Source organism: Vibrio cincinnatiensis DSM 19608 (assembly GCF_900167345.1).
Classification (GTDB): Bacteria; Pseudomonadota; Gammaproteobacteria; order Enterobacterales; family Vibrionaceae; genus Vibrio; species Vibrio cincinnatiensis.
Genome location: NZ_FUXB01000002.1, coordinates 76135 through 101399, shown reverse-complemented (window position 1 = coordinate 101399; position 25265 = coordinate 76135). Strand labels below are relative to the sequence as shown.

The following is a 25265-nucleotide window of genomic DNA, read 5'->3' as shown; positions in this document are numbered from 1 at the left end:
AGATTGAAAGGAACAAAGCCCAACGCCGTATTCCATGAAGAATAGGTCTTGAGCCCCTAAAAAAATCCGGCTGACCGTAAAGTCAGCCAGATAATGAATTAGATATTGGCCAAACGAGCAGTATCTTCTGCAATAACCAACTCTTCATTCGTTGAAATTACCATTGCAGGAATGCGGCTGTTAGCTGTAGTGATGACACCTTCACCACCAAAACGAGCTTTAAGGTTGGCTTCGCTATCAACTTCAATACCAAAAATAGCAAGACGGTTTAGCACCATTTCACGAATGGGAGCTGAGTTTTCACCGATACCACCAGTAAAGACGATGGCGTCTAAACGGCCATCAAGGCTTGCTGTGTAGCCTGCCACGTATTTTGCTAGACGGTGACAGAAAACATCCATCGCACGTGTAGCTTCTTCTTTTTGGCCGTAGTTGTCTTCAACAAAACGGCAGTCAGAAGTGACTTGGGTTAAACCAAGTAGGCCAGATTCTTTCGTTAACATGGTGTTGATTTGGTCAACAGAATAGCCGAGTGCATCATGTAGGTGGAAAATAATCGCTGGGTCTATCTCGCCACAACGAGTTCCCATTACTAAACCTTCTAGTGGGGTTAAACCCATAGAGGTATCAACCGACTGACCATTTTTAATCGCACATACAGATGCGCCATTACCTAAGTGACAGTTGATGATATTCAATTCATTAACGGGCTTACCTAAACGTTCAGCGGCTTCACGAGCGATAAATAGGTGAGAAGTCCCGTGCATACCATAACGACGAATACCATGTTCTTTATAGAGATGGTATGGCAGGGCATACAGATAAGCTTGCTCTGGCATCGTTTGGTGGAATGCAGTATCAAATACGGCCACATTTTTTAAGTTAGGGAACGCTTTTTTCGCTGCCTGAATACCAATGATGTGTGCTGGGTTATGCAGTGGTGCAAAGGTCGCTGCGTCTTCAATTCCTTTAACAACCGCATCATCAATAAGCACAGATTGAGTGAACTGTTCGCCTCCATGCACAACACGGTGACCAATAGCTGCAAGGTTTTCAGCTAGTTCTGGCTTAGAGGCAAGAATGGTTTCAACCATAAATGCAAGCGCTTCTTCGTGAGCGGCACCGTTTCCAAGTTGTGCTTCGTGTTTACCATCAAGTTTCCACTTGATGCGTGCTTCAGGAAGGTGCAGGCATTCTGCAAGACCGGAGAGATGCTCTGTACCATTTTCTGCATCAACAACCGCGAACTTTAAAGAAGAACTACCGCAGTTTAAAACTAAAACTAGCTTAGACATGTATAACTACCTGTAATGATCGGTTAGGATAAAATTTAATCACAAGAATAGCCGAACTCGGTAAAAGTGAGAACTAATCTTGGTCAACAAAACAGCGAATATCCCTATTAAAAAGCTGAGACAAGAACGGCCTCATCAATGTTCCTTTGTATGCTTTTCTGGGTCTCACGGTTGCCTAAATTGTAAATAACAGCAACAATAAGATTGAGCGTGCGCAAAGGATAGCGATAATGGCTCAATATAACAAAAAAAATTTGAAGCGATATTAGTTTTCGTCAATTTTTTACTTCATTTGTTGAATTGTTCAACTATTTTTTAGTAAACGTTGGCAAAGCCGTGTCGTGAAACGGAGAGGGGAACGAGTATGAGCAATCGAGCCGGTATTATTCATAGTTTAAAGGATGGCCAAAAGTATATGGACACTTGGCCGATGCGAAAAGAGCTTAACTTATTGTTTCCTGAAGGCCGCATCATTAAGGCGACCCGTTTTGGCATTAAAGTGATGCCTGCGATTGCGGCGATCAGTGTGTTAACACAAATGAGCTTTCAGAATATGCAAGCCATGCCACAAACGGTGGTGATGGCCATATTTGCCATTAGCTTACCCTTGCAGGGGATTTGGTGGTTAGGTAATCGGGCCAATACTCAATTGCCCCCTTCATTGGCGGGATGGTATCGAGAGTTGCATCAGAAGATCCTTGAAACTGGATTTGCTCTTGAACCGATGAAGTCTAAACCTCGCTATAAAGAGTTAGCACTGGTTTTGAATCGAGCTTTTCGCCAGCTCGATAAAACCGTATTAGAACGTTGGTTCTAATATCTGTCATGAGTCGTGCTGTAAACTTTCACGGCTTGTTTTTATGTTTTCCTGCTCTTCTTTCTTTTCTTATAAAAGAGAGAATGTTCGCTGATTTTATTTTTCCTACCACATTTTCATCTTCTTTTTGTTATTTCTGTGTTAAGCCAAGCTTCCCTTTGCGTTAACTTGCTGGTAATAATGTTGTTAGTTGCACGCTCTGTGCACAATAAAAACAAATATAAACACAACATTAATAATAAAATGCTTTGAATCAAGGAGTTAAGATGAAAGCAGGCAAAGTTATAGCTACCGCCGTTCTAGCCGGAGCTGCACTATTCTCTTCTCATTCACTCATGGCCAAGACAGTTAAAGTCGCGGTCTCCCAAATTGTTGAACATCCAGCACTAGATGCGACTCGCCAAGGGTTGTTCGATGGATTAGCGGCAAAAGGGTATGAAGAAGGAAAAAATCTGACATTTGATTTTAAAACGGCACAAGGTAATCCAGCCATTGCGGTACAAATTGCCCGCCAGTTTGTTGGACAAAATCCAGATGTTTTAGTTGGTATTGCGACCCCTTCCGCTCAAGCCTTAGTCTCAGCGACGCGCTCTATTCCAGTGGTCTTTACTGCGGTGACGGATCCGGTTGGGGCAAAATTAGTCAATCAAATGGAGCAACCTGGGCGAAATGTGACCGGGCTTTCTGATCTTTCCCCTATAAATCAACATGTAGAGCTAATCAAAGAATTATTGCCGGATGTAAAAACTATTGGCGTGGTTTACAACCCTGGTGAAGCAAACTCAATGAGCTTGATGACATTACTAAAATCGTCTGTTAAAGAACATGGTTTGCAATTGGTTGAAGCAACAGCGTTACGAAGTGCAGATGTTCAATCTGCCACACAAGCCATTTCCGCAAAGTCAGATATTATTTACGCTTTGATTGACAATACGGTAGCCAGTGCTATTGAAGGAATGATTGTGGCAGCAAATCAGGCTAAAACACCGGTATTCGGTGCTGCAACTTCATACGTAGATCGTGGTGCTATTGCAAGCTTAGGTTTTGATTATTACCAGATTGGGCTACAAACGGCTGAGTATGTGGTCAGTATCCTTGAAGGAGCGAAGCCGGGTTCTTTAGATGTTAAAATTGCTCAAGGATCCGATTTGGTGATTAATAAAACGGCAGCTGAAAAATTAGGGATAGCGATTCCTCATACCGTTTTAGATCGAGCAACGAGTATCAAATAAAAATATTTCTACGCTGGGCAAGTATGCCCAGCATTTAAGCAGAAAGGGAGTGGTTATGTCTGCTTTTGCATTTTTTGGGGCATTAGAAATTGGCCTAATTTACGGATTAGTCGCACTGGGTATTTACTTGACTTTCCGGGTTCTTGATTTTCCTGATTTAACGGTCGATGGCAGTTTTCCGATGGGAGCGGCAGTAGCGGCAACCGCGATTGTTGCTGGAATTAATCCGTGGTTGGCAACAGGGTTAGCGATCATTGCAGGCGCAGCAACAGGGTGGGTGACTGCTTTTTTAACGATCCGTTGCGGTATCATGAACCTGCTTGCTTCAATCCTGACGATGATCGCTGCTTTTTCCATCAATATCCGAATCATGGGGCGACCCAATATGGCTTTGTTGGGAGAAGAAACGATTCTAACGCCATTCGAAACCTTGGGTGATCCTATGTTAGTCCGCCCGTTGGTTGTAGCCGTATTAGTTTTGATTGCGGCTATTTTGGTGATCCGTTTACTTAATAGTGATTTCGGTCTTGGGCTGCGAGCGACGGGAGTGAATGCACGTATGGTTGCCGCTCAAGGTGCCAGTACGGCATTTTATACTTATTTCTGCTTGGCTTTATCGAATGGATTTGTGGGGTTTGCGGGGGCTTTGTTTGCTCAAACCAACAGCTTTGCTGATGTTACGTCAGGGGTGGGAACCATTGTGGTGGGTCTGGCTGCTGTGATTCTTGGGCAAACGTTAATTCCGGGGAAAAAAATCTGGGTTGCTGTGGTTGCAGTGATTATCGGTTCGGTTCTTTATCGGCTTGCGGTTGCCTTTGCACTTAGCTCGGGAATGTTTGGCTTGCAAGCTTCAGACCTTAACTTAGTGACGGCCGTTTTGGTTGCGGTGGCATTAGTGATGCCTCGTTTGAAACGAAATTCGAAAAAAACTCGACTATCCATTTTGAAAACGAAAGAGGTGAAAAATCGGTCAGGAGAATCATTATGATCCATTTGGAAGATATTCAAGTTACATTTAATCCTGGTACGATTTTAGAAAATCAGGCTCTGAAGGGGATCTCCCTCACAGTACCAGAGCATCAGTTTCTTACGGTCATTGGATCCAATGGTGCCGGAAAATCGACATTGCTTGGGGCGGTGACAGGAGAAACACCGATGATTGGTGGTCGGGTTTTGATTGATGATCGAGATGTGACTCGGCAGCGTGTTGATAAGCGAGCGTCACTGTGCGCTCGTGTTTTTCAAGATCCATTAGCCGGTACTTGTGGTGCTTTGACGATTGAAGAAAATATGGCACTGGCTTATATGCGTGGCAAACGAAGAGGGTGGAAATACGCGTTATCGAGCCAGAGACGCAAATTATTTCAAGAGCGGATCAGCATTTTAGGTTTAGGGTTGGAAGACCGTTTGAGTGATAGCATTGGTTTGCTGTCGGGTGGGCAGCGCCAAGCGGTTAGCTTAGTGATGGCAACGTTGTCTGATAGTAAGTTACTGTTGCTGGATGAACATACTGCGGCGTTAGACCCGAGAATGGCGGCGTTCATTATCGATCTCACCAAAAAAATTGTTGCAGAGTTTAATTTAACCGTAATGATGGTGACGCATTCAATGAAAGATGCACTGGCGTGTGGCGATCGAACCGTGATGCTCCACCAAGGCGAAATCGTTCTGGATGTCGCGGGTGAGTCACGTGCAACCATGCAAGTTCCAGACTTGTTAGAGATGTTTTCGAAAGTCCGTGGAGAAGAGCTAAGCGACGACAGTTTATTGCTTAACTAGTCACCCTCTTCCCCTCATTAATAGAGAAAAACCCTTTAGGTTTATCCATAAAGGGTTTTTTGTCCGTGCTTTCTGTCAGGATTTGGTTAAACTTGTCTAATGTAAGTCAATTTCGTTAGAGATAATGGCTTGTGATTTGGCATAATTAATTGATTCTACAGATGGTTCTAATCACTCTGTAGATGAATCTAATCACCTCAGCCTATAACCACCTTCAGTTTTGTTAAGTTTTGAATATATCTGTATGGATTAGGTTATTGGTCTGTTTTAGGACATAAAGAATCCAATGAAAAAGCGTGAGCACGCAAAAATCATTTTGCTGCCATTAGCTATTGCTTTAATGCTGTTAGCTTCTGTAGCGTATTCCTATTTAAAAGTCGTCAACACGGATATTGACGAAGAATATACTAGGATAGAACGACAGCTTGGCCATGCTGTTAAGATGATGGTAGCGCTGGACTACAGCTTTACAAATTATTTTGAGTCGACACCAGCCTCTTTGTTGGGGTTTCAGCATGAGGTGTTCGATGGTTTATGTAAAATGTGGCCAAAAATATCATTAGCCCCTACCGATATTAAGAGCCATGCCACATTCCCAATCGAAGTGAGTTACATGATGGTGGGGGAAGCGGAGCTATGTGACGAATCTCATCCTGCGTATTTACGGATGACTCGTAAAATGTCTCTTGCCCCGATTGTCTCTTTTCTCAATGATCTCGATGAATATATTGTCGGCGTACACTATATCGCTGATGGTGGGTATGTTATTTCCTCGCCAGATGTGATGGTGAAAGAATTAACGAAAAGTAATCTGGTAACCTTAAAATTAAGACCATTTTGGCATCTAGCGCTGGAACAGCCCGATTTGGTGACGGTTACAGGTCCCAGTAATCAAATGGGATTACTCTCAAAAAGTAATACTTTTACATTAGCGGCTCCCATTTTCCATCAAAAGCAATTTCAGGGAGTGGTTGCCATTGATGTTGGGGTAGATAAGCTGACGGAGAAAACTACACGCTTGGTCGGAAAAATTAGTGTCGAGAAAATAGACAAAGATAAACCGTTAGCGTCTTATCAGTATCGGCCTAAAGTCTTAAATGTTGGGTATGCTCAATTTAACCACCGAGTTTATTACCACTGGGATTGGATAGCTGAGGCTCGACATTTTTTTTATGATAGGCAAACGAGTTTATACGCTGTTTTGCTGGCTTATTTTATGTCGGTAATTGGTATGTTTTTCCTCAATATCCGCGTTGAAAAAACCTACTATGCGGATTTAGCGGCTCGAGATCCGATGACAGGTCTACTTAACCGTCGTGGAATGGAAGAATTTTTACAAGGTAAACAGCACAATCAATATTTAGCCATTGCCGTGTTGGATATTGATAATTTCAAATCTATTAACGATAGCTTTGGCCATGATGTTGGTGATCAGGTGATTCGCTACATCGGTGAGCAGATCGAATCACATTTACGGGATACGGATGCTGTTGCCCGTTTTGGTGGGGAAGAATTTGTGCTGTATGTTACCGCTTCTGAAGAACCGATCATTGAGAATGTGATGTATCGAGTCAAAGATGCGATTGTTCAAGATTCAACACGGCTAATCGACCAAGGGTTTACTGTCTCCGGCGGTGTCCACATTGTCCGCCGTGAAGAGGGCGATGATTTTAATAAACTCTTCAAGGCGGCGGATGAAAAACTCTACGTAGCCAAAACCTCTGGCAAAGACAAGTTGGTTTTTTAGTCAGCTAATTTTTCACGATAGTGCTGAAAATGAGAGACAATGGGATCTACTTCTGTGAAAGTGCGAATTTCACGGAAGAGATCCGCTGCTTGCGGATAGGCATGGCGTAAATAAGCAAACCACTGCTTGACTCGATTCGGGTAATATTTCCGTTTATCTCCCCGAACTTCATAAGCGGAATACTTGAGTAAGAGATCAAGCACTTGGTGCCATGGCATGGGCGGGTGGTCGTATTTCAGCATATTCCCTAAATTAGGAATATTCAGCGCTCCGCGACAGACCATCAAAGAATCAATCCCAGTGGTGGCTATACAAGCTTGTCCATCTGCGTGGTTCCAGATCTCACCATTAGCAATCAGTGGAATGGGGCTGGTCTGACGAATTTTATCAATATATTCCCACTGAATTTCACTCGCTTTGTAGCCACCCGCTTTGGTGCGCGCATGAACGGTTAATTCATCGGCTCCTGCCTGAGTAATCGCATCCACAATCTCAAAGCAATCATTTGGGTTTTCCCAACCTAGTCGGATTTTAGCACTGACAGCTAAGTGGCGAGGAACGGCATCTCGGCAAGCTTTAACGACTTGATAAATGAGTTCTGGGTGCTCTAATAAGGCCGCACCACCCTTACTTCTATTGACCGTTTTGGCAGGACAACCAAAGTTGAGATCAATGCCACTTGCTCCCAGTTCTGCTGCCCGCAGCGCATTTTCAGCCATCCATACGGGCTCTTGACCTAATAATTGGACTTTGACCGGTGTGCCAGATGGAGTACAAGAAGCCTGTTTTAGCTCTGGGCACAGACGATAGAACAGATGATCCGGTAACACTTGATTAATCACTCGAACAAATTCAGTGACACAAAAATCATAATCGTTGATTTCAGTGAGCATCTGCCGCATCAAGTGATCAAGGACGCCCTCCATCGGGCCTAAAATAACGCGCATAATAAAAAGTGTGGTCGCTAACAATAAAGAGGCGAGATTGTAGAGGGAGTTGCTATTTGAGTCATCCTCTTTTCTCCCTCTCTCTTCAATGACAGGTAATCATGGGCTGCAACTTTATCGGCTTTACGTTTATACTGTCGCCATTCTTAGTGCAACACAGAAAATCGTATGATCTATCCCTTAGTAAACTTGTCACAGCTAGAGGTGAGTGAGTCTCCTCTTTTTATTGAAGGTATGGTGTTGGCCGCCAATTTTACAGTTCAGCCTCTGGATCCAAAATCTTGGCTTTCAGAGCTTTTTCCCGATCAGGCTGATGAACTAGAACCCATTATTACGCAACAGATCCATGCACAATACCAAAAGCTGAAAAGTAATGAATACGGTTTATTGCACTTATTACAAACGCAGGCGCAGAGTAGAGAAGAAGGGCTGGCCGATTTTGCAGAAGGGTTCATGACCTTATGGCCACAAATTGAAGCGCAATGGGCATCGGCTCCCGTTTCTGATGGGTCATACCGCATGTTACAGGCGCTGTTAACCACTTTAATGCTTGCTATTGACGAAGAGCAAACACATGAAGCAATGAAAGCCGCTGGGTATGATTCATTACCCACCTTGAGTCATATGATTGATCAGCTCGACCTCATGGTACATGAAGTTGCGCTGGCCGCAGATGAACAGATGGTCGGAGCTAAAGCGCAGCATGTGAATCCTTATAAATCGGTTGGACGCAATGACCCTTGTCCTTGTGAGAGTGGTAAAAAGTTCAAACAGTGCTGTGGGCAGTAGAACTTTTTCTACCGAAGGTTGACATAGTAGGGATAGAAAACCGTTATAACCTTGCTAATTAAGGTTTCAGGAGTCACATTAGAATGAAAAAATGGGTTGCATTGTTTTTTTGTAGTTTTTCCGTCTTCGCTACCCCGAAAGAGACGTTAAGTGAGCGTCTAGCGTTAACCGATGGGTTTAGTGGGCAATTTAACCAACAAGTGGTTAGCCCTGATGGGGAAATTGTGATGGATGGTGAAGGGGTGGTGGATATCGCTCGTCCCGGCTTGTTTCGTTGGGAAACCACCGCACCGGATGAAAACTTGTTGGTTTCTGATGGGCTATCGCTCTGGTACTACAGCCCGTTTATTGAACAAGTGACCATTTATGATCAACAACAGGCAACAGAGCAAACGCCTTTTGTGCTACTGACTCGGAATCAGGCCAGTGATTGGGATGCTTATCAGGTTGAACAAGAAGGCGATGTATTTACCTTAACGCCGATTTCTTTTGAATCCAACCAAGGCTATTTTCAAATTACGATTAATAATCAAGGTATGGTAAAAGGGTTCAACGTGATTGAGCAAGATGGGCAACAAAGCCGATTTACCTTTCACAATGTGAAGCTACAAACACCGCCAAGCCGTCAGTTTCAATTTACCATCCCAGATGGGGTTGAGGTTGATGACCAACGTTAATGTCATGAACAATGAGTGATTGTGAGTAATTACAGTTTAGATTTTTCAGGGGACGAGGATTTTCGTCCCCTTGCTGCACGTATGAGGCCTCAAACGGTTGAGCAATATATTGGTCAACAGCATATTCTTGGGCCTGATAAACCGCTGCGCCGAGCCTTGCAAGCGGGTCATATCCATTCCATGATTTTATGGGGGCCGCCAGGAACAGGGAAAACAACTTTAGCTGAGGTGGCCGCTAATTATGCTAATGCAGAAGTTGAACGGGTTTCTGCTGTCACTTCTGGGGTGAAAGAGATCCGAGCGGCCATTGATAAAGCGAGAGAAAATCAACGTGCAGGGCGGAGAACCATTTTATTTGTGGACGAAGTGCATCGCTTCAATAAATCCCAGCAAGATGCCTTTTTACCGCACATTGAAGACGGAACCGTGACCTTTATTGGTGCGACAACTGAAAACCCATCATTTGAGCTTAATAACGCCTTATTATCACGGGCGCGAGTCTACAAATTGACCTCGCTCAGTGAGCAAGAAATTCTTCAGGCGCTGAATCAAGCGGTTCATGATGCAGAGCGAGGTCTTGGAAAAACGCCCGCGACGTTTCATGACCAAGTATTAGAGCGGTTGGCAGAGCTGGTGAACGGTGATGCTCGGATGTCTCTAAACTACTTAGAACTTTTGTATGACATGGCTGAAAGTGATGCGCAAGGTTATAAGCAGATCACCTTAAGCTTACTGGCAGAAGTGGCGGGTGAAAAGGTGGCCCGTTTTGATAATAAAGGCGATCTCTGGTACGACTTAATCTCCGCTTTTCATAAATCGATACGAGGTTCTAACCCTGATGCAGCGTTGTACTGGATGGCGAGGATGATTTCCGCTGGTTGCGATCCTTTGTATATTGCTCGTCGGTTATTAGCCATTGCCTCAGAAGATGTCGGTAATGCGGATCCACGAGCCATGCAAGTTGCACTTTCCGCGTGGGACTGTTTTATGCGGGTTGGGCCCGCCGAAGGTGAGCGAGCTATCGCTCAGGCCGCTGTCTATCTTGCTTGTGCGCCGAAAAGTAATGCCGTGTATACGGCGTGGAAACAAGCACTGAATGATGTACAAAACCTGCCTGAATATGAAGTGCCTGTGCATCTGCGTAATGCACCTACCCGTTTGATGAAAGAGTTAGGCTATGGAGCCGAATATCGTTACGCCCATGATGAAGTGGGTGCCTATGCTGCTGGGGAGTGTTATCTTCCGCCGGAAATGGTTGGTAAGCGTTATTATCAGCCGACCAATCGAGGCTTAGAAACCAAAATTTCTGAAAAACTCGAGTATCTGGCGGCGTTAGACGCAAAAAGCCCACAAAAGCGCTATGAAAAGTAGTGGCTTTTCGTTATCTTTGACACACTAACTTTCAATACGTCTGGCTTTGCTTAAAAAGCAAGCACATACGTTTCTTCACAACATTAAAAGCATAGGATTAGCAATGCTGGATTCTAAATTACTTCGCACTGAGCTGGATGAGACAGCTGCACAATTAGCACGTCGTGGCTTTAAGCTGGACGTCGAAACTATCCGCACACTTGAAGAGCAACGTAAATCGATTCAAGTAGAAGTTGAAAATTTACAGTCCACGCGTAATTCCATCTCCAAGCAAATTGGCCAACTGATGTCGAAAGGCGATAAAGAGGGCGCAGACGCAATCAAGCAACAGATTGGTTCGCTAGGCGATGATTTGGATGCCAAAAAAGTTGAATTAGACAAAGTTCAAGCGCAGTTAGATGCGATCACTCAAAGTGTACCTAACCTTCCTGACGAATCGGTTCCTGAAGGGAAAGATGAAGACGATAACGTGGAAGTTTCACGTTGGGGGACACCGAAAGAGTATGACTTTACGGTTAAAGATCATGTTGATTTGGGTGAGATGGGTGATGGTTTAGATTTTGCAAGTGCAACGAAAATCACCGGTGCTCGCTTTGTTGTGATGAAAGGTCAGTTTGCTCGCCTACACCGTGCTATTGCTCAATTTATGCTGGATTTGCACACCGAGCAACACGGTTATACAGAGTTGTATGTGCCTTATCTCGTTAACGCGGATACCTTGTTTGGAACGGGGCAGCTACCAAAGTTTGGTCAAGATCTGTTTCATACTGAACCATTGGCAGAAAAGGTGAGTGATGAAGAGCCACGGCGTTTGTCATTGATTCCAACCGCAGAAGTGCCCGTCACGAACTTGGTGCGCGATGTGATCCTTGACGAAGCAGAGCTTCCTTTGAAAATGACCGCACATACGCCTTGTTTCCGTTCTGAAGCGGGCTCTTATGGCCGTGACACGCGTGGTTTGATCCGTATGCACCAGTTTGACAAAGTAGAATTGGTACAGATCACTAAACCAGAAGAGTCAATGGCGGCGTTAGAAGAGTTAACCGGTCATGCTGAGAAAGTATTACAACTGCTTGAACTGCCTTATCGTAAAGTGGTGCTGTGTACGGGTGATATGGGCTTTGGTGCACGTAAAACCTATGACTTAGAAGTGTGGGTTCCGGCGCAAAAAACCTACCGTGAAATTTCATCATGTTCCAACATGTGGGATTTCCAAGCCCGTCGTATGCAAGCTCGTTTTCGCCGTAAAGGGGAAAAGAAACCCGAATTGGTGCATACATTAAACGGTTCTGGTTTGGCGGTAGGCCGTACCATGGTGGCGATTTTGGAAAACTACCAACAAGCGGATGGTCGTATTGAGATCCCTGTGGTACTACAGAAATATATGAATGGTTTAACCCACATCGGTTAATCTTTTCAAACTGGCTTGAAACCGACGCTTTATGGGTCGGTTTTTTATGTGTGCCGCATTGCTATTTTGGGGCGAATTGCACCTGTATGGTGCAAGTTCTCTTGCTGGGTGTCTATAACATATTGATTTATAATGTTGAATAAGTTGGTATGCCACTTGCTCTAATTAAGCGGTAACAATAACTCGTCCAAGTTATACCCTAGGCAAAGGCGCCTTACTTCTTAGAAGTAAGGCGCTTTTTTATTTGCCCGAGCACAAGGAAGTGATGATGACTCAAACGAAAATTAATACCACGTGTCCCTATTGCGGTGTTGGATGCGGCGTGGCTATTCACCATAACCAGATAGTTGGCGATAGTCAGCATCCCGCGAACTACGGTGCATTATGTGTCAAAGGGGCAGCATTAGGGGAAAGTTTACAGATGCCGTCACGCTTACTGTATCCCAGAATTGCGGGTGATGAAGTGAGTTGGTTGCAAGCAACGGATTATGTTGCAGAGCAATTCTACCAAGCCATTCAGCAGTATGGCCCTGATTCTGTGGCAATGTATGTCTCTGGTCAAATTCTTACGGAAGATTATTACGCTGCCAACAAGTTTATGAAAGGCTATGTAGGCAGCGCCAATATTGATACCAACTCGCGGTTATGCATGTCTTCTGCGGTGGCGGCGCACATTCGGGCTTTTGGTGAAGATGTCGTGCCAGTTAACTATGACGATATTGCTTATACCGATCTATTAGTGCTAGTGGGAGCCAATAGCGCGTGGACTCATCCGGTTTTATTCCGCCGTATTCAGCAAGCACGTGAGGATAACCCCCATCTTAAATTAGTGGTGATTGATCCCCGTAAAACCATTACGGCAGAACAAGCTGACTTGCATCTCGCCATTAATAATGATGGAGATGTGCTGTTATTTAATGGCTTATTGCGTTATCTCATGGATAACCATGCTTTAGATGACGCCTATATTTCGGCGCATACTCAAGGCTTTGAACAAGTAGAGGCTGAACTAGGTTTAGAGCGCTATCAAGTTAAGCAAATTGCACAAGAGCTAGACATTGACCAAGCCGCTTTAGAGACCTTTTACCATTGGTTCTGTCGTAGCCCTTCAGCATTAACTCTTTTCTGCCAAGGGGTGAATCAGTCGGAGTCTGGGGTGGATAAAGGCAATGCCATTATCAACGTACACTTGGCGAGTGGGAAAATAGGCAAAGCGGGCAGTGGACCATTTTCATTAACGGGTCAGCCCAATGCGATGGGGGGAAGAGAAGTCGGTGGGCTAGCGAATCAACTCGCGGTACACCGAGGTTTTGATGCCGAGTCACTGACCTTAGTTCAAGAGTACTGGCAATCACCGACCATTGCAGCCAAACCCGGCCTGAAAGCCGTCGAATTATTTCAAGCCGTTGAAAGAGGCGAGGTGAAAGTGCTGTGGATCATGGCTACCAATCCCGTCATTTCGATGCCGGAGAGCGATCATATTCGTCGAGCGTTAACGAAGTGCGACTGTGTGATCGTCTCTGATATCAGTGCTGACAGTGATGTTGCGGCTTATGCGGATGTATTACTGCCTGCGGCGGGGTGGGGAGAGAAACAGGGGATGGTGACGAACTCAGAACGGCGATTATCACGTCAACGAGCTTTTTTACCCGCTCCTGGAGAAGCGAAACCGGATTGGTGGGCCATCAGCCAAGTGGGGGAAAAATTGTGCCAGCGTCTTCATATCAAAAATGGGTTTGATTACCGCAATGAGGCGGATCTGTTTCGTGACTATGCAGGTTTAACAGCAATTAATCAGTCTTCTCCTTATTTATTGGATTTATCCATGTTTACTGACATAAGTGATGAAGAATACGCCAACTGGCAGCCCACTCAATGGCCTATTGATGTGGCGAGACCTTTTCAACATGGTCAGTTTTCCACGCCTTCTGGTCGGGCACACTTTGTATCGACTCCCGCTCCTTTGTTAATGCAAGGTCACTGGTGGTTAAACAGCGGACGCCAACGGGATCAGTGGCATACCATGACTCGCACCGGCCATGTGGCAAAGTTAGCGGCAGGGGAAATTGAGCCAACTCTCTATATGAATCCGATTGCGGCCGAATCGTTGGGTCTGCAAGCGGGTGAAATCGCAGCGTTGCGGGGCGAGGATCAAGCATCATGTTTATTTGCGAAAGTGGCGCTCGATGAGGGATTAAAAGGTAAGCAACTGTTTATGTCGATGCATTGGGCAGGTCGCTACAGCGAGCAGTCACAAGTGAATCGAGCCATTGGCCAGCAGTGCGATCCCATTTCTGGGCAGCCCGCCTTTAAGTCTGCACTAGTCCATCTTGCTGCTGCGCAGATGTACAGCTATGGGCTTTATGTCGGGGATCGGCGAACGTTACCAGAGTGTGATTACCAAAGCTATCAACAAGAACAAGATTGTGGTGTTTCGCGTTTTGCCTCCTTAACTGAACTGAGTAAAGCACAGTTTGTGGTGAATGCTGGGGAACAAGTACTGCGTTGGGATCTACCCCAAGGATGGATGATGATTATTGGTCGTTCATCGGCTAACGAAAGCGCGATGAAAGTGACGGGAATCGTGCTGGTATCACCCCAGCCCATTACACAAGATTACACGATGATGGTGGCACTGATTGGGCAGCCACTTCAATTAAGCTCAGTACTCACTTTAGCGCAAGGCCAGCAAACCAGTCGTTTAATCTGTAGCTGTTTTCGAATTACGGATCAACAAATCCATCAAGCGATAGAACAAGAGGGATGTGTGTCTCTTAATCATCTGCAACAGCGCTTAAAATGTGGCACCAATTGTGGATCATGTGTGCCCGAAATTCGTCAACTACTCAATGAACATGAAAACCTAACCATGGATAAAAACGTAGGAGTGAAATCATGAATCAATCCCTTTTTTTGGAATCATCACCTACGGTTATCAGTAAGTCTTGCGAATGGGTGGGAAATCCTCAGGAGATAAAAAAGGCAGAAGCAAAGCCTCAAGGTTATGTTTCGTTGGTGGGCGCGGGGCCAAATGATCCAGATCTGTTAACGCTAAAAGCATTGAAAGCTCTGCAAAAGGCGCAGGTATTAGTGTATGACCGACTCGTGGGGAAAGAGATTTTGGCGCTTGCTAACCCTAAGGCTGAGCAAGTGTATGTGGGAAAACGTTGTGGCCAGCCGAGTATGAAGCAGGAAACTATTTGTGCACTGTTAGTCAAGTATGCTCAGGCTGGAAAAAATGTGGTACGTCTGAAAGGAGGCGACCCATTTATTTTTGGCCGAGGGGGGGAAGAAGCGCTGGAATTGGTCAAGCATCATATCCCCTATCAAGTGATCCCCGGTATCACAGCGGCGATTGGCTGTGCGGCAAGTAGCTTCATTCCTCTGACACATCGCCAAGTTTCCCGGAGTGTAACCTTTATAACAGGACAAGTCGTGACCGGGGCGTTACCCGCTTGGGCTGGGTTAGTGGCAAGCGGGCAAACGCTGGTGTTTTATATGGGGCTTGAAAAGGCGGCATCAATAGAGCAAGGATTGATACAGGCGGGATTAAGCCCCGCCACGCCTGTGGCGATCATTGGTCATGGTTGTTCTACCAAGCAAACCGTGATTACCTTTGAATTAGTGGAGTTGGCGGACATGGCACATCAGCAGCAAGGACTAAGCCCTGCTTTAATCATTATGGGAGACGTGGTAAAACTTCGGTCCCAACTGTTGCAAACTGCGCGAGTGGCTGAGTTACAGACCGTTTTCGCTGATTGAAGAGGATAGCATGAGTATTATTTTGGAGTGTATACGCACTGTCGGACGGGGTGAGCGAGGACGCAAACCACTGACCTTTGAACAAGCCGAACAGGTAATGGAGGCCTATCTTTCAGGAGAGGTCGGTGATGATCAGATGGCAATGCTGCTGATGCTGATACGAGTACAAAATGAAACGAATGCTGAAATTGCAGGTTTTGTGAAAGCTTTCCAATCGCGTATGCCAGAGATTGGTGCGGATATTGATTGGCCTTGCTACGCAGGGAAACGTGCATCTGCGGGCAAACCTTGGCATATTCGGGCGGCCAAAATACTGGCCGATAATGGCCATAAAGTCTTATTACACGGCTATCACGAACCTATGAGTGAGCGTGAACATGCTGAGCAGTATCTTACTGCCTGTCAGATCCCACTTGCTACCCACGCTGAGCATGCACAAAGGCTTTTACAAACCGATAGTATTGCTTACTTACCTTTGCGTGCTTTTGCCCCTCAAGCCGAAGTGATGTTGAACTGGAAAAAACGTTATGGATTAAGAACACCGATCAATACCGTTGTTCGAGCACTCAACCCCGGTGGTGGCAAGGTGGGACTCCGGGGCAGCTTCCATCCCGGATTTCAGCAATTACACGCAGAAGTTGAGCATCATATCGGTAAAACAGCTCATGCAGTGATCTCTTTTAAAGGTCAGTCGGGGGAGTCAGAATATAACCCTAAAGTTAGCCAGACAGTCTGGCTTAGCCATCCTGATGGGGTTGAGTCCTACTACTGGCCAGAGCAATTTATTTCAGATATCCCATTGCCCACGCATTGCCCACTTGGTACGCCGCAAGCGGATTGGATTTTGATGGCGAATACGATTGTTGCGACCATGGCTGCGGTGTTGTTTACCCAAACCCGTGATCGTGAGTTAGCCATAGCCACGGCCTATCGATATTGGCAAGGTTCATTATCTGCCTAGATTGCTATCTTTAGCTGCATTGTTTTCACTAACCATAAAGAGGTATAAAAGTAAAAGTTTTTATATTTAACACAATGTTATTTAAGGTGTTTTTTGTTTTATTTTACTATGGCTTATTCCTTGCTAATTCATTGATCGTATATGAATAAAACAAGGAATGTTTATGGCGCTTCTTTCTACTTCTCTCTCCATTATTGTGTGTTGTGACAATGTCCACGATCAAGCGGTGTTAAGTACCAAACTGGCACCGCATTACGATCAAATTCTTGTTTGCCAATTAGGTCAGCTACCTACGTTGTTAGAAAAAGAACCAACGGCTCAAGTGCTTGTTTCTTGGCGTCAATTTTGTGCAGAGTTAAGAGCGGTGGTTGACTTATGTCGCATACAGCAGCGGTCGCTGTTAATTCTATTACAAAAAATGCAAGAGGCTGATATTCAACGATTACCTGAAAGCTATGACTTCGTTCTTCTCCCTTTTGACTCCGTATTAGAGCTAAAACCTTGGTTGGATTATGCTCGGAGAATACGAGAGAAGCAGAGCAAGGTAGATAAAGAGCTAGAACAATTAACTGAGCAGTTGCAAGAGAGAAAATGGGTAGAGAAAGCCAAGGGGTTACTCATGCGTTTTCATGGTCTTGATGAAGAAAAAGCGTATCGTCTTTTACGCAGCAGTGCAATGCAGTCTAGTTTATCGATAAGCCAAGTAGCGAAGAATGTCATTCATCTTCTTGATGCAAACTAATACTTTGTGGGTATGTGGTTTTCTTATGATTGGTGCAGCTTGCACACCTATATAGCACCAAATGAATAGATTGTGAGGTTTTTGTTTTTAACTTTATGATTTTTAAGGTTAATAAATAATGGCATGTTAATTGAATTATATTAACGAGAATACAATGGAAATACAGCGGGACATCATCGACGGTGGTGGTGAACGGTTGGCAAAGGTGCCATCGCTTATTAAAGCGGTAGCACCTTTTTTATTGATTATTTTTCAGGACAGCAAGGGAGTATTGCGATGCAATTTGTAAAGCAATGGATAGGGATTTTTGCATTAAGTGCATGTTGGGTGACAACGGCAGTGACCGCCAGTGTTGGGAAACCAGAGAAGGAGGATTTGAGATTAGGGTTCATTAAATTAACGGATATGGCTCCGCTAGCGATTGCGTATGAAAAGGGCTTTTTTGAAGATGAAGGCCTATATGTCACGCTAGAAGCGCAAGCCAATTGGAAAGTTCTACTCGATAGAGTGATTGATGGTGAATTGGATGGAGCACATATGCTGGCCGGACAACCGCTAGGTGCGACCATAGGTATCGGGACTCAAGCCGATATTATTACCGCCTTTAGTATGGATTTAAATGGTAATGCCATTACGGTTGTCAATGATGTTTGGCAACAGATGAAGCCTTACTTGAAGACAGATGAACACGGGCAGACGCTTCGCCCAGTTAGTGCCAGTGCATTAAAACCGGTGGTTGATCAGTATCACCATGAGGGGAAGGCATTCAATATGGGGATGGTATTCCCTGTTTCAACGCACAACTATGAACTGCGTTATTGGCTCGCCGCAGGGGGGATTCATCCGGGATTTTATGCGCCTCTTGCGGGTGATAACAGTGGCCGCATTAACGCTGATGTTATTTTAAGTGTGACTCCACCACCACAGATGACGGCTACGATGGAAGCGGGAACCATCAAAGGCTACAGCGTGGGGGAACCCTGGAATCAGCAAGCCGTATTTAAAGGCATTGGTGTACCCGTTATCACCGACTATGAGATTTGGAAAAATAATCCAGAGAAGGTCTTTGGGGTCTCTAAGTCGTGGGCAGAGCAAAATCCCAATACACATCTTCGGTTAGTGAAAGCGTTAATCCGAGCCGCTCACTGGTTGGATGACAATCAGAATGCTAACCGCCAAGAAGCCGTAAAAATATTAGCCAGAAGTCACTATGTTGGTGCAGATGAAGAGGTCATCGCCAATTCTATGCTGGGAACCTTTGAGTATGAGCGTGGTGAGGTTCGGGAAGTTCCTGATTTCAACGTTTTCTTCCGTCATCACGCCACGTACCCCTATTACAGTGACGCGATATGGACACTGACTCAAATGCGCCGTTGGGGGCAGATCCCACAAGCTCAGTCTGATGAATGGTATCGACAAGTGGCCAAGCAAGTGTATCGGCCAGATATCTATCAACAAGCGGCTCAAGCCTTAATTGCAGAGGGGCATTTGGGGCCAGAAGCCTTTCCTGATTTTAGCCAAGAAGAGGGTTTTCGTGCCCCACACTCTGATTTTATTGACCAAATTGAATATGACGGTCGCCAGCCTAATCAATATCTAGAAAAGCTCGTGATCGGGCTTAAAGGTAATGACAAGGTATAAATGATCGCTTAGGGCGTATATCAAGAACACCCAGCCATCTTGTTAAGGAAAGTTAAGAAATAGCTCAAGGAGTTTGCTATGTCGAGTAATGTCATTTCACTGATCCCGAGCCGGGCTCAAGTGGTTAATCGAAGTAAAATGGTATTATTGCCATTCATTGGTCTGTGTGTCTTTCTCATGGGGTGGCATTTAGCGGCTAAACAAGTCCAAACCTCATTGGGTACATTGCCAGGGCCAGCCGAAACTTTTACCCAGTTTACTTATCTTGTACAAGAACACACTCAGCAAAGGGAGCGTGCACAAGCGTTTATTGAACGTCAAGAAGTGCGCAATGCCGCTAGGTTAGCAGAAGATCCTAGTGCTGAAGTGAGAATTCGTCCCTACATTGGCAAAGCCACTTTTTTTGATCAAATAGGGACAAGCTTGTTCACTGTGGGTGCGGGGTTTGCTTTGGCCTCTTTTATTGCCATTCCAATGGGCATTGTCTTAGGGTTGAATCAAGGGTTATATCAAGCTGTTAATCCCATTATTCAATTACTTAAACCCGTTTCGCCTCTCGCTTGGTTACCCATTGTCACTATGGTGGTCAGTGCCACTTATGTCAGTGATGATCCGCTCTTTGCCAAATCTTTTGTCAATTCATTGATCACGGTTGCTCTGTGTAGCCTTTGGCCAACATTGATTAACACGGCGGTTGGGGTTACCAGTGTCGACAAGGATTTAATCAATGTCAGTAAAGTGTTGCGTTTATCGTGGTGGAAACATATTCGTACCATCGTTTTACCTTCGGCCGTTCCTATGATTTTTACAGGGTTACGTTTATCGCTCGGAATTGCTTGGATGGTGCTTATTGCGGCTGAGATGCTGGCGCAAAATCCGGGGTTAGGCAAGTTTGTCTGGGATGAGTTTCAAAATGGCAGTTCAGCTTCGCTAGGCCGCATTATGGTCGCGGTGATCACGATTGGTTTCATTGGGCTATTACTCGACCGTGGCATGTTGGCGTTGCAAAAACGCTTGTCGTGGAACAAACAACAAGCGTTGCGTTAAGGAGGACAGAATGTCAAAACCAATATTAGATCTCACCCAATTAGGGATGCGTTTCCCCACTCCACAAGGTGAGTTTGTGGCGCTCAAAAATGTCAATTTACCGATCCAAAAAGGGGAGTTTATTTCGCTGATTGGCCACTCTGGCTGTGGGAAATCGACGGTACTCAATTTAGTGGCGGGGTTACATACCCCAACCGATGGCGGAGTGATCTTAGAAGGACGAGAAGTTTCAGGCCCCGGACCTGAGCGGGCCGTGGTATTTCAAAACCACTCGTTGCTACCGTGGTTAACCGTGTATCAAAATGTGGAGCTGGCGGTAAAACAAGTTGCTCAAGGGCAAAGTAAACATTGGGTCAGAGAGCAAGTCGATCACTATTTAGCCTTGATTCAACTTTCCCATGCTGCCGATAAGAAACCCGATGAAATATCGGGAGGAATGAAACAACGGGTGGGAATTGCCCGAGCCTTAGCTTTGCGCCCCAAAGTCTTGCTGATGGATGAGCCGTTTGGTGCATTGGATGCATTGACGCGGGCCCGTTTGCAAGATGCGTTGATGGCAATCCAAGCCGATCTGAACAATACCGTCATTATGATCACCCACGATGTGGATGAAGCGGTGCTGCTTTCAGACAAGATAGTCATGATGACGAATGGCCCAGCGGCCACCATTGGTGAAGTGCTCAGCATTGATTTGCCACGTCCGCGTGATCGAGTGCAATTAGCCGATGATATGACCTATCAAAAATATCGTCAGTCTGTGCTGCGTTTTTTGTATGAAAAACAGAGCCATTCAGAGCCGCACCGTCTTCCGGTGAATACCATCGCCAAAAGAGCATAAGGAATCATAAGATGATGGAACAGATTGTCATTGTCGGAAACGGCATGGTCGGGCACCACTTGGTTGCTCAATTAGTGGAAAAACAAGCCCATTTGGAAAAGCGGATTACGGTGATTGGCGAAGAGCGCTTTATTGCTTATGACCGAGTTCAGCTTTCCTCCCTATTCAGCGGAAAGTCACATGACGACTTAATGCTGAGCAGTGAAGAGTGGTATCGAAAACAGGGTATTAACCTGATCTTGGGCTGCCAGGTCACTGAGATTAACCGAGCGCAAAAAAAACTGATTTTGGATGAAGATGAAGTTCTAGGCTATGACCGTTTAATACTGGCAACCGGTTCTTATCCTTTTGTTCCACCAGTGCCTGGTCGTGAGCGAGACAACATCTTTGTCTATCGCACATTAGAAGATTTATCTGCAATTCGGTTGGCTTGTCAGGGCGCAAAAAGTGGTGCGGTGATCGGAGGGGGATTACTGGGACTTGAAGCCGCGAATGCTCTACGTTTGCTGGGTTTAGAGACACATGTGGTGGAATTTGCCCCGCGTTTAATGCCTGTTCAGCTAGATGATGGCGGTGGTGCGTTATTAAAAAGTAAGATTGAACACTTAGGTCTTAAGGTGCATACCTCCACCGTAACCGAAAAGATTATTGACGGGGAAAGTGCCAAACACCGGATGGTCTTTAAAGATGCTCCTGCTCTGGAAGTTGATGTGATTGTTTTTTCTGCGGGGATTCGCCCGCAAGATACATTGGCGCGTCAAGCAGGGTTAGAGATTGGTGAGCGTGGTGGGATTGTTATTTCTGACCAATGTTTAACCAGTGATAAGCATATTTATGCCATTGGTGAATGCGCTTTATGGCAGCAAAAGATCTTTGGCTTAGTGGCTCCCGGTTATGCGATGGCGCGAGTGGTGGCTGACCATCTGTTAGGCAAAAGCCATGCCTTTAGTGGTGCTGACATGAGTACCAAGCTCAAACTGTTAGGGGTGGACGTCGCCTCGATTGGTGATGCTCAGATGCAGAGTGAAGGAGCGAAAGAACTGGTGTTGCAAGATACCAATCAAGGGACGTATAAAAAATTGGTGGTCGATGAAAGCGCTACTCGGCTACTGGGCGCGATTTTAGTCGGTGATAGCAGTGATTACGATGCTCTTTTACAAGCCTATTTAAATCAAACACGGTTACCCGAGCATCCGGCTCATCTCTTGTTTGATAGTTCATTACTTCGTGGTGAGATGGCAGACAGCAGTGTGATTTGTTCCTGTCACAATGTCACTAAAGGAGCGTTAGTGGCGGCGATTCATGCGGGAGCGACCGAGTTAGCTGAGCTCAAAGCAGTCACCAAGGCGGGAACAGGATGCGGCGGTTGCAGCGGCATGGTGAAGTCGGTATTGGATGCAGAATTGGTCACGATGGGCATGGAGGTCAACCACCATCTATGTGAACACTTTGCTTATTCACGCCAAGAGCTGTTCCATCTTTGTCAGGTTGAGCAGATTAAAGACTTTGCAACACTGCTGGATAAACACGGGCAAGGGCTAGGGTGTGACATTTGTAAACCGACCGCTGCTTCTGTATTCGCTTCATTATGGAATGAACATATCATGCAGCCTGATCTTAGCGCGTTGCAAGATTCGAACGATGCTTTTATGGCGAATCTACAAAAAGATGGTTCTTATTCAGTCGTTCCACGCGTCGCTGGGGGTGAAATTACGCCAGATAAACTGATCGTGCTGGGAGAGGTTGCTAAGCGTTATGACCTATACACCAAGATCACCGGAGGGCAACGTGTGGATCTGTTTGGTGCGCAAATGGAACAGTTACCCGAGATTTGGCAAACCTTGATTAATGCTGGGTTTGAAACCGGACATGCTTACGGAAAGTCCCTGCGCACCGTGAAATCATGTGTAGGTTCAACTTGGTGTCGCTATGGTGTGGATGACTCGGTTGGTTTAGCGATTGAACTTGAACATCGCTACAAAGGTTTGCGTGCCCCTCATAAATTAAAATTTGCCGTATCTGGTTGTACGCGAGAATGCGCGGAAGCGCAGAGCAAAGATATTGGCGTTATTGCCACAGAAAAAGGCTGGAATTTGTATGTATGTGGCAACGGGGGGATGCGACCACGGCATGGTGATTTATTTGCTGTGGATTTGAGCAAAGATGAATTGGTGGTCCTGATTGATCGAGTCTTGATGTTTTACGTTCGCACTGCTGATAGGCTACAGCGGACTTCAGTTTGGCTAGACAATTTGGAAGGGGGCGTCCGTTACCTTAAGCAAGTCATTATTGAGGATTCATTAGGGGTGTGTGAACAGTTAGAAGCTCAGATGCAGCATGTTGTTGATACCTACCAATGTGAATGGAAAAGTACATTGGAATCTGAGCAGAAACTGCGGAAATTCCGCCCATTTATCAATCATCAGCAAGGCAGTATGGCGCTCAATTATCAACGGTTGCGAGAGCAACGAATTCCGGCCGAGCAAGGGGAGATATCATAATGGAACCGATTTGTTATCTGGACGAACTTATCCCATACCAAGGCTGTGCAGCATTGATTGGCGATCAGCAAGTGGCGCTCTTTTATCTGCCCGAGTGTCAGCCACAAGTGTATGCGGTACAAAATTGGGACCCAATCAGTAAAGCTTATGTATTAAGCCGCGGTATTGTGGGGGATGTACAAGGAGTCCCTTGTGTCGCTTCTCCCATGTATAAACAGCATTTTAACCTGTTAACGGGGCAGTGCTTAGAAGAGCCGGATATTGAGATCTGCCGCTGGACAGTGGTCATCGAGCAGGGGAGAGTTTATTTGGTGACGAATGAAGTGGTCAATGCCTTATCGGCATAAGAGATATTCAGTACGGAACACGAGAGGAGAAAGCCCCCCGCCATATCACAAGGGAATGGCGGGGGGATATTTATTGATCTATGGATTGAAAACAGTCTGGGGTTTGTAATGCAACGGCTACCGCGTCTAGTAATGCCGCAATATGTTCAGGCGCACTGATGTAGGGTGGCATCAAATAAATTAAGCGCCCGAAGGGGCGAATCCATACCCCTAATTTAACGAATAGGGCTTGAATGACTTCCATATTGACGGGGCGTTGGGTCTCGATAACTCCGATAGCGCCGAGCCAGCGGGTGTCTTTGACGTTAGGGTAAGCATGAAAGGTGGGTAATCGGGCTGCAAATTGCGCTTCGATCTGCGCAACTTGGGTTTGCCAACTGCCTTGTTCAATCAGCGCTAAGCTGGCAGCTGCAACAGCGCAAGCCAGAGGATTGCCCATAAAGGTTGGGCCATGCATAAAACACTGCGCTTCACCACTGCAGACCGTATCCGCGACTTGCTTACTGGTTAAGGTTGCGGCCAGCGTCATATAGCCACCCGTCAGGGCTTTTCCCACACACATAATATCGGGTTCAACATCTGCATGTTGGCAGGCAAACAGTTTTCCTGTGCGGCCAAACCCAGTGGCGATTTCATCGAGGATCAGCAGTACGCCATATTCATCACATAGCGCTCGAACTTGGCGTAAAAACTCAGGATGATAAATTCGCATCCCGCCCGCCCCTTGCACAATTGGCTCTAAGATCACGGCCGCAATCTGCTTGTGATGTTCGATCAGTTTGCTGCGAAAATCGTCGATATCATGCTCTTGCCAGTTTTGCCAAAAACCGATTTGTGGTGAATCAGCAAAAAGATGTTCGGGGAGAAATCCTTTATATAGGCGGTGCATTGAATTCTCTGGATCGGTGACCGACATGGCGGCAAAAGTATCGCCATGATAACCGTGGCGTAGCGTGAGAAATTTTGCGCGAGGTTCCCCTTTCGCTTGCCAATATTGCAGCGCCATTTTAAGGCTTACTTCGACGGCAACAGAGCCGGAATCTGCGAGAAAAATGTGCTGTAAATTTGGAGGGGATAGTTTTAGTAAACGTTGGCAGACCTCAATTGCAGGTTGATGCGTGATCCCACCAAACATCACATGTGCCATTTTATCCAATTGTCGGTGGGCGGCTTGAGTGAGTTCGGGGTGGTTATAGCCATGAATCGCTGCCCACCATGAAGACATGCCATCAATCAATGGTGTGTCATCGTCTAAATAGAGATGAACCCCTTGTGCATGGCTAACGGGATAACAGGTCAGAGGTGTCAGTGTTGAAGTGTAAGGATGCCAGATATGCTGGCGGTCGAACGTGAGATCCATA

21 protein-coding genes are annotated in these 25265 nt (G+C 45.7%); 18 read left to right on the top strand and 3 right to left on the bottom strand.

Annotated elements, in window-relative coordinates; translation table 11 throughout:
• Nucleotides 1-98 precede the first annotated feature (98 nt).
• Nucleotides 99-1295: an acetate kinase gene (locus B5D54_RS02025; protein WP_078924821.1), complete on the bottom strand. Its 1197-nt coding sequence runs from the start codon at nt 1293-1295 to the stop codon at nt 99-101.
• Between the two features lie 364 nt (nt 1296-1659).
• On the opposite strand from B5D54_RS02025, the gene yfbV reads away from it, so the two are divergent.
• The 5 genes from yfbV to B5D54_RS02000 all read left to right on the top strand — a co-directional run bounded on the left by yfbV (nt 1660) and on the right by B5D54_RS02000 (nt 6870).
• Nucleotides 1660-2112, top strand: a complete 453-nt coding sequence (gene yfbV, locus B5D54_RS02020) for a terminus macrodomain insulation protein YfbV (RefSeq protein WP_078924820.1) — start codon at nt 1660-1662, stop codon at nt 2110-2112.
• 266 nt (nt 2113-2378) lie between these two features.
• On the top strand, nt 2379-3344 hold the full coding sequence (locus B5D54_RS02015) for an ABC transporter substrate-binding protein (RefSeq protein ID WP_078924819.1): 966 nt from the start codon (nt 2379-2381) through the stop codon (nt 3342-3344).
• 55 nt (nt 3345-3399) lie between these two features.
• Nucleotides 3400-4332, top strand: coding sequence for an ABC transporter permease (locus tag B5D54_RS02010; RefSeq protein WP_078924818.1), 933 nt, complete (start codon nt 3400-3402; stop codon nt 4330-4332).
• A complete protein-coding gene (locus B5D54_RS02005; RefSeq protein WP_078924817.1) occupies nt 4329-5123 on the top strand; it encodes an ABC transporter ATP-binding protein in 795 nt (264 codons plus the stop codon). The genes B5D54_RS02010 and B5D54_RS02005 overlap by 4 nt, the downstream gene beginning before the upstream one ends.
• Nucleotides 5124-5409: 286 nt before the next feature.
• Nucleotides 5410-6870, top strand: a complete 1461-nt coding sequence (locus tag B5D54_RS02000) for a sensor domain-containing diguanylate cyclase (RefSeq protein WP_078924816.1) — start codon at nt 5410-5412, stop codon at nt 6868-6870.
• Here B5D54_RS02000 and dusC read toward each other — a convergent pair.
• Nucleotides 6867-7817 (bottom strand): tRNA dihydrouridine(16) synthase DusC, encoded by a 951-nt coding sequence (dusC, locus tag B5D54_RS01995; protein ID WP_078924815.1) that lies wholly within the window; start codon nt 7815-7817, stop codon nt 6867-6869. The two genes, B5D54_RS02000 and dusC, sit on opposite strands and share 4 nt — an antisense overlap.
• A gap of 168 nt (nt 7818-7985) precedes the next feature.
• Here dusC and B5D54_RS01990 point away from each other — a divergent pair, with 168 nt between their 5' ends.
• The 13 genes from B5D54_RS01990 to nirD all read left to right on the top strand — a co-directional run bounded on the left by B5D54_RS01990 (nt 7986) and on the right by nirD (nt 23904).
• Nucleotides 7986-8606 carry a YecA/YgfB family protein gene (locus B5D54_RS01990; protein WP_078924814.1) on the top strand — a complete coding sequence of 207 codons (621 nt, stop codon included), beginning with the start codon at nt 7986-7988 and terminating at the stop codon, nt 8604-8606.
• 83 nt (nt 8607-8689) lie between these two features.
• Complete coding sequence (lolA, locus tag B5D54_RS01985; RefSeq protein WP_078924813.1) at nt 8690-9283, top strand: outer membrane lipoprotein periplasmic chaperone LolA; 594 nt, start codon at nt 8690-8692, stop codon at nt 9281-9283.
• Nucleotides 9284-9304: 21 nt separating this feature from the next.
• The gene (locus B5D54_RS01980; protein ID WP_078924812.1) at nt 9305-10654 is read left to right on the top strand and encodes a replication-associated recombination protein A; all 1350 of its coding nucleotides are present in this window, start codon (nt 9305-9307) and stop codon (nt 10652-10654) included.
• Between the two features lie 103 nt (nt 10655-10757).
• Entirely contained in the window at nt 10758-12065 is a 1308-nt protein-coding gene (serS, locus tag B5D54_RS01975) for a serine--tRNA ligase (protein ID WP_078924811.1), read from the top strand.
• A gap of 268 nt (nt 12066-12333) precedes the next feature.
• Nucleotides 12334-14964, top strand: a complete 2631-nt coding sequence (locus B5D54_RS01970) for a nitrate reductase (RefSeq protein ID WP_078924810.1) — start codon at nt 12334-12336, stop codon at nt 14962-14964.
• On the top strand, nt 14961-15827 hold the full coding sequence (gene cobA, locus B5D54_RS01965; protein ID WP_078924809.1) for a uroporphyrinogen-III C-methyltransferase: 867 nt from the start codon (nt 14961-14963) through the stop codon (nt 15825-15827). The genes B5D54_RS01970 and cobA overlap by 4 nt, the downstream gene beginning before the upstream one ends.
• Nucleotides 15828-15837: 10 nt before the next feature.
• Nucleotides 15838-16788, top strand: a complete 951-nt coding sequence (locus B5D54_RS01960) for a glycosyl transferase family protein (protein WP_078924808.1) — start codon at nt 15838-15840, stop codon at nt 16786-16788.
• A 163-nt stretch (nt 16789-16951) separates the two neighbouring features.
• Complete coding sequence (locus B5D54_RS01955; protein WP_078924807.1) at nt 16952-17530, top strand: ANTAR domain-containing response regulator; 579 nt, start codon at nt 16952-16954, stop codon at nt 17528-17530.
• A 276-nt stretch (nt 17531-17806) separates the two neighbouring features.
• Complete coding sequence (locus tag B5D54_RS01950) at nt 17807-19171, top strand: CmpA/NrtA family ABC transporter substrate-binding protein (protein ID WP_078924806.1); 1365 nt, start codon at nt 17807-17809, stop codon at nt 19169-19171.
• A gap of 78 nt (nt 19172-19249) precedes the next feature.
• Nucleotides 19250-20218, top strand: a complete 969-nt coding sequence (locus B5D54_RS01945) for an ABC transporter permease (RefSeq protein WP_078924805.1) — start codon at nt 19250-19252, stop codon at nt 20216-20218.
• 10 nt (nt 20219-20228) lie between these two features.
• On the top strand, nt 20229-21056 hold the full coding sequence (locus B5D54_RS01940; protein ID WP_078924804.1) for an ABC transporter ATP-binding protein: 828 nt from the start codon (nt 20229-20231) through the stop codon (nt 21054-21056).
• A gap of 14 nt (nt 21057-21070) precedes the next feature.
• Nucleotides 21071-23557, top strand: coding sequence for a nitrite reductase large subunit NirB (gene nirB / locus B5D54_RS01935; RefSeq protein WP_078924982.1), 2487 nt, complete (start codon nt 21071-21073; stop codon nt 23555-23557).
• Complete coding sequence (nirD, locus tag B5D54_RS01930; RefSeq protein ID WP_078924803.1) at nt 23557-23904, top strand: nitrite reductase small subunit NirD; 348 nt, start codon at nt 23557-23559, stop codon at nt 23902-23904. The genes nirB and nirD overlap by 1 nt, the downstream gene beginning before the upstream one ends.
• A gap of 70 nt (nt 23905-23974) precedes the next feature.
• On the opposite strand, the gene bioA is transcribed toward nirD, so the two are convergent.
• Entirely contained in the window at nt 23975-25264 is a 1290-nt protein-coding gene (bioA, locus tag B5D54_RS01925; protein ID WP_078924802.1) for an adenosylmethionine--8-amino-7-oxononanoate transaminase, read from the bottom strand.
• Between the last annotated feature and the right edge of the window lies 1 nt (nt 25265).

Coding starts and splice junctions, on each gene's coding strand:
- B5D54_RS01970 (WP_078924810.1), top strand. CDS start 12,334: ATGACTCAAACGAAAATTAATACCACGTGTCCCTATTGCGGTGTTGGA.
- yfbV (WP_078924820.1), top strand. CDS start 1,660: ATGAGCAATCGAGCCGGTATTATTCATAGTTTAAAGGATGGCCAAAAG.
- bioA (WP_078924802.1), bottom strand. CDS start 25,264: ATGGATCTCACGTTCGACCGCCAGCATATCTGGCATCCTTACACTTCA.
- serS (WP_078924811.1), top strand. CDS start 10,758: ATGCTGGATTCTAAATTACTTCGCACTGAGCTGGATGAGACAGCTGCA.
- lolA (WP_078924813.1), top strand. CDS start 8,690: ATGAAAAAATGGGTTGCATTGTTTTTTTGTAGTTTTTCCGTCTTCGCT.
- B5D54_RS01990 (WP_078924814.1), top strand. CDS start 7,986: ATGATCTATCCCTTAGTAAACTTGTCACAGCTAGAGGTGAGTGAGTCT.
- B5D54_RS02005 (WP_078924817.1), top strand. CDS start 4,329: ATGATCCATTTGGAAGATATTCAAGTTACATTTAATCCTGGTACGATT.
- cobA (WP_078924809.1), top strand. CDS start 14,961: ATGAATCAATCCCTTTTTTTGGAATCATCACCTACGGTTATCAGTAAG.
- B5D54_RS02025 (WP_078924821.1), bottom strand. CDS start 1,295: ATGTCTAAGCTAGTTTTAGTTTTAAACTGCGGTAGTTCTTCTTTAAAG.
- dusC (WP_078924815.1), bottom strand. CDS start 7,817: ATGCGCGTTATTTTAGGCCCGATGGAGGGCGTCCTTGATCACTTGATG.
- B5D54_RS02000 (WP_078924816.1), top strand. CDS start 5,410: ATGAAAAAGCGTGAGCACGCAAAAATCATTTTGCTGCCATTAGCTATT.
- nirD (WP_078924803.1), top strand. CDS start 23,557: ATGGAACCGATTTGTTATCTGGACGAACTTATCCCATACCAAGGCTGT.
- B5D54_RS01955 (WP_078924807.1), top strand. CDS start 16,952: ATGGCGCTTCTTTCTACTTCTCTCTCCATTATTGTGTGTTGTGACAAT.
- B5D54_RS01950 (WP_078924806.1), top strand. CDS start 17,807: ATGCAATTTGTAAAGCAATGGATAGGGATTTTTGCATTAAGTGCATGT.
- B5D54_RS02010 (WP_078924818.1), top strand. CDS start 3,400: ATGTCTGCTTTTGCATTTTTTGGGGCATTAGAAATTGGCCTAATTTAC.
- B5D54_RS01960 (WP_078924808.1), top strand. CDS start 15,838: ATGAGTATTATTTTGGAGTGTATACGCACTGTCGGACGGGGTGAGCGA.
- B5D54_RS02015 (WP_078924819.1), top strand. CDS start 2,379: ATGAAAGCAGGCAAAGTTATAGCTACCGCCGTTCTAGCCGGAGCTGCA.
- B5D54_RS01945 (WP_078924805.1), top strand. CDS start 19,250: ATGTCGAGTAATGTCATTTCACTGATCCCGAGCCGGGCTCAAGTGGTT.
- nirB (WP_078924982.1), top strand. CDS start 21,071: ATGGAACAGATTGTCATTGTCGGAAACGGCATGGTCGGGCACCACTTG.
- B5D54_RS01940 (WP_078924804.1), top strand. CDS start 20,229: ATGTCAAAACCAATATTAGATCTCACCCAATTAGGGATGCGTTTCCCC.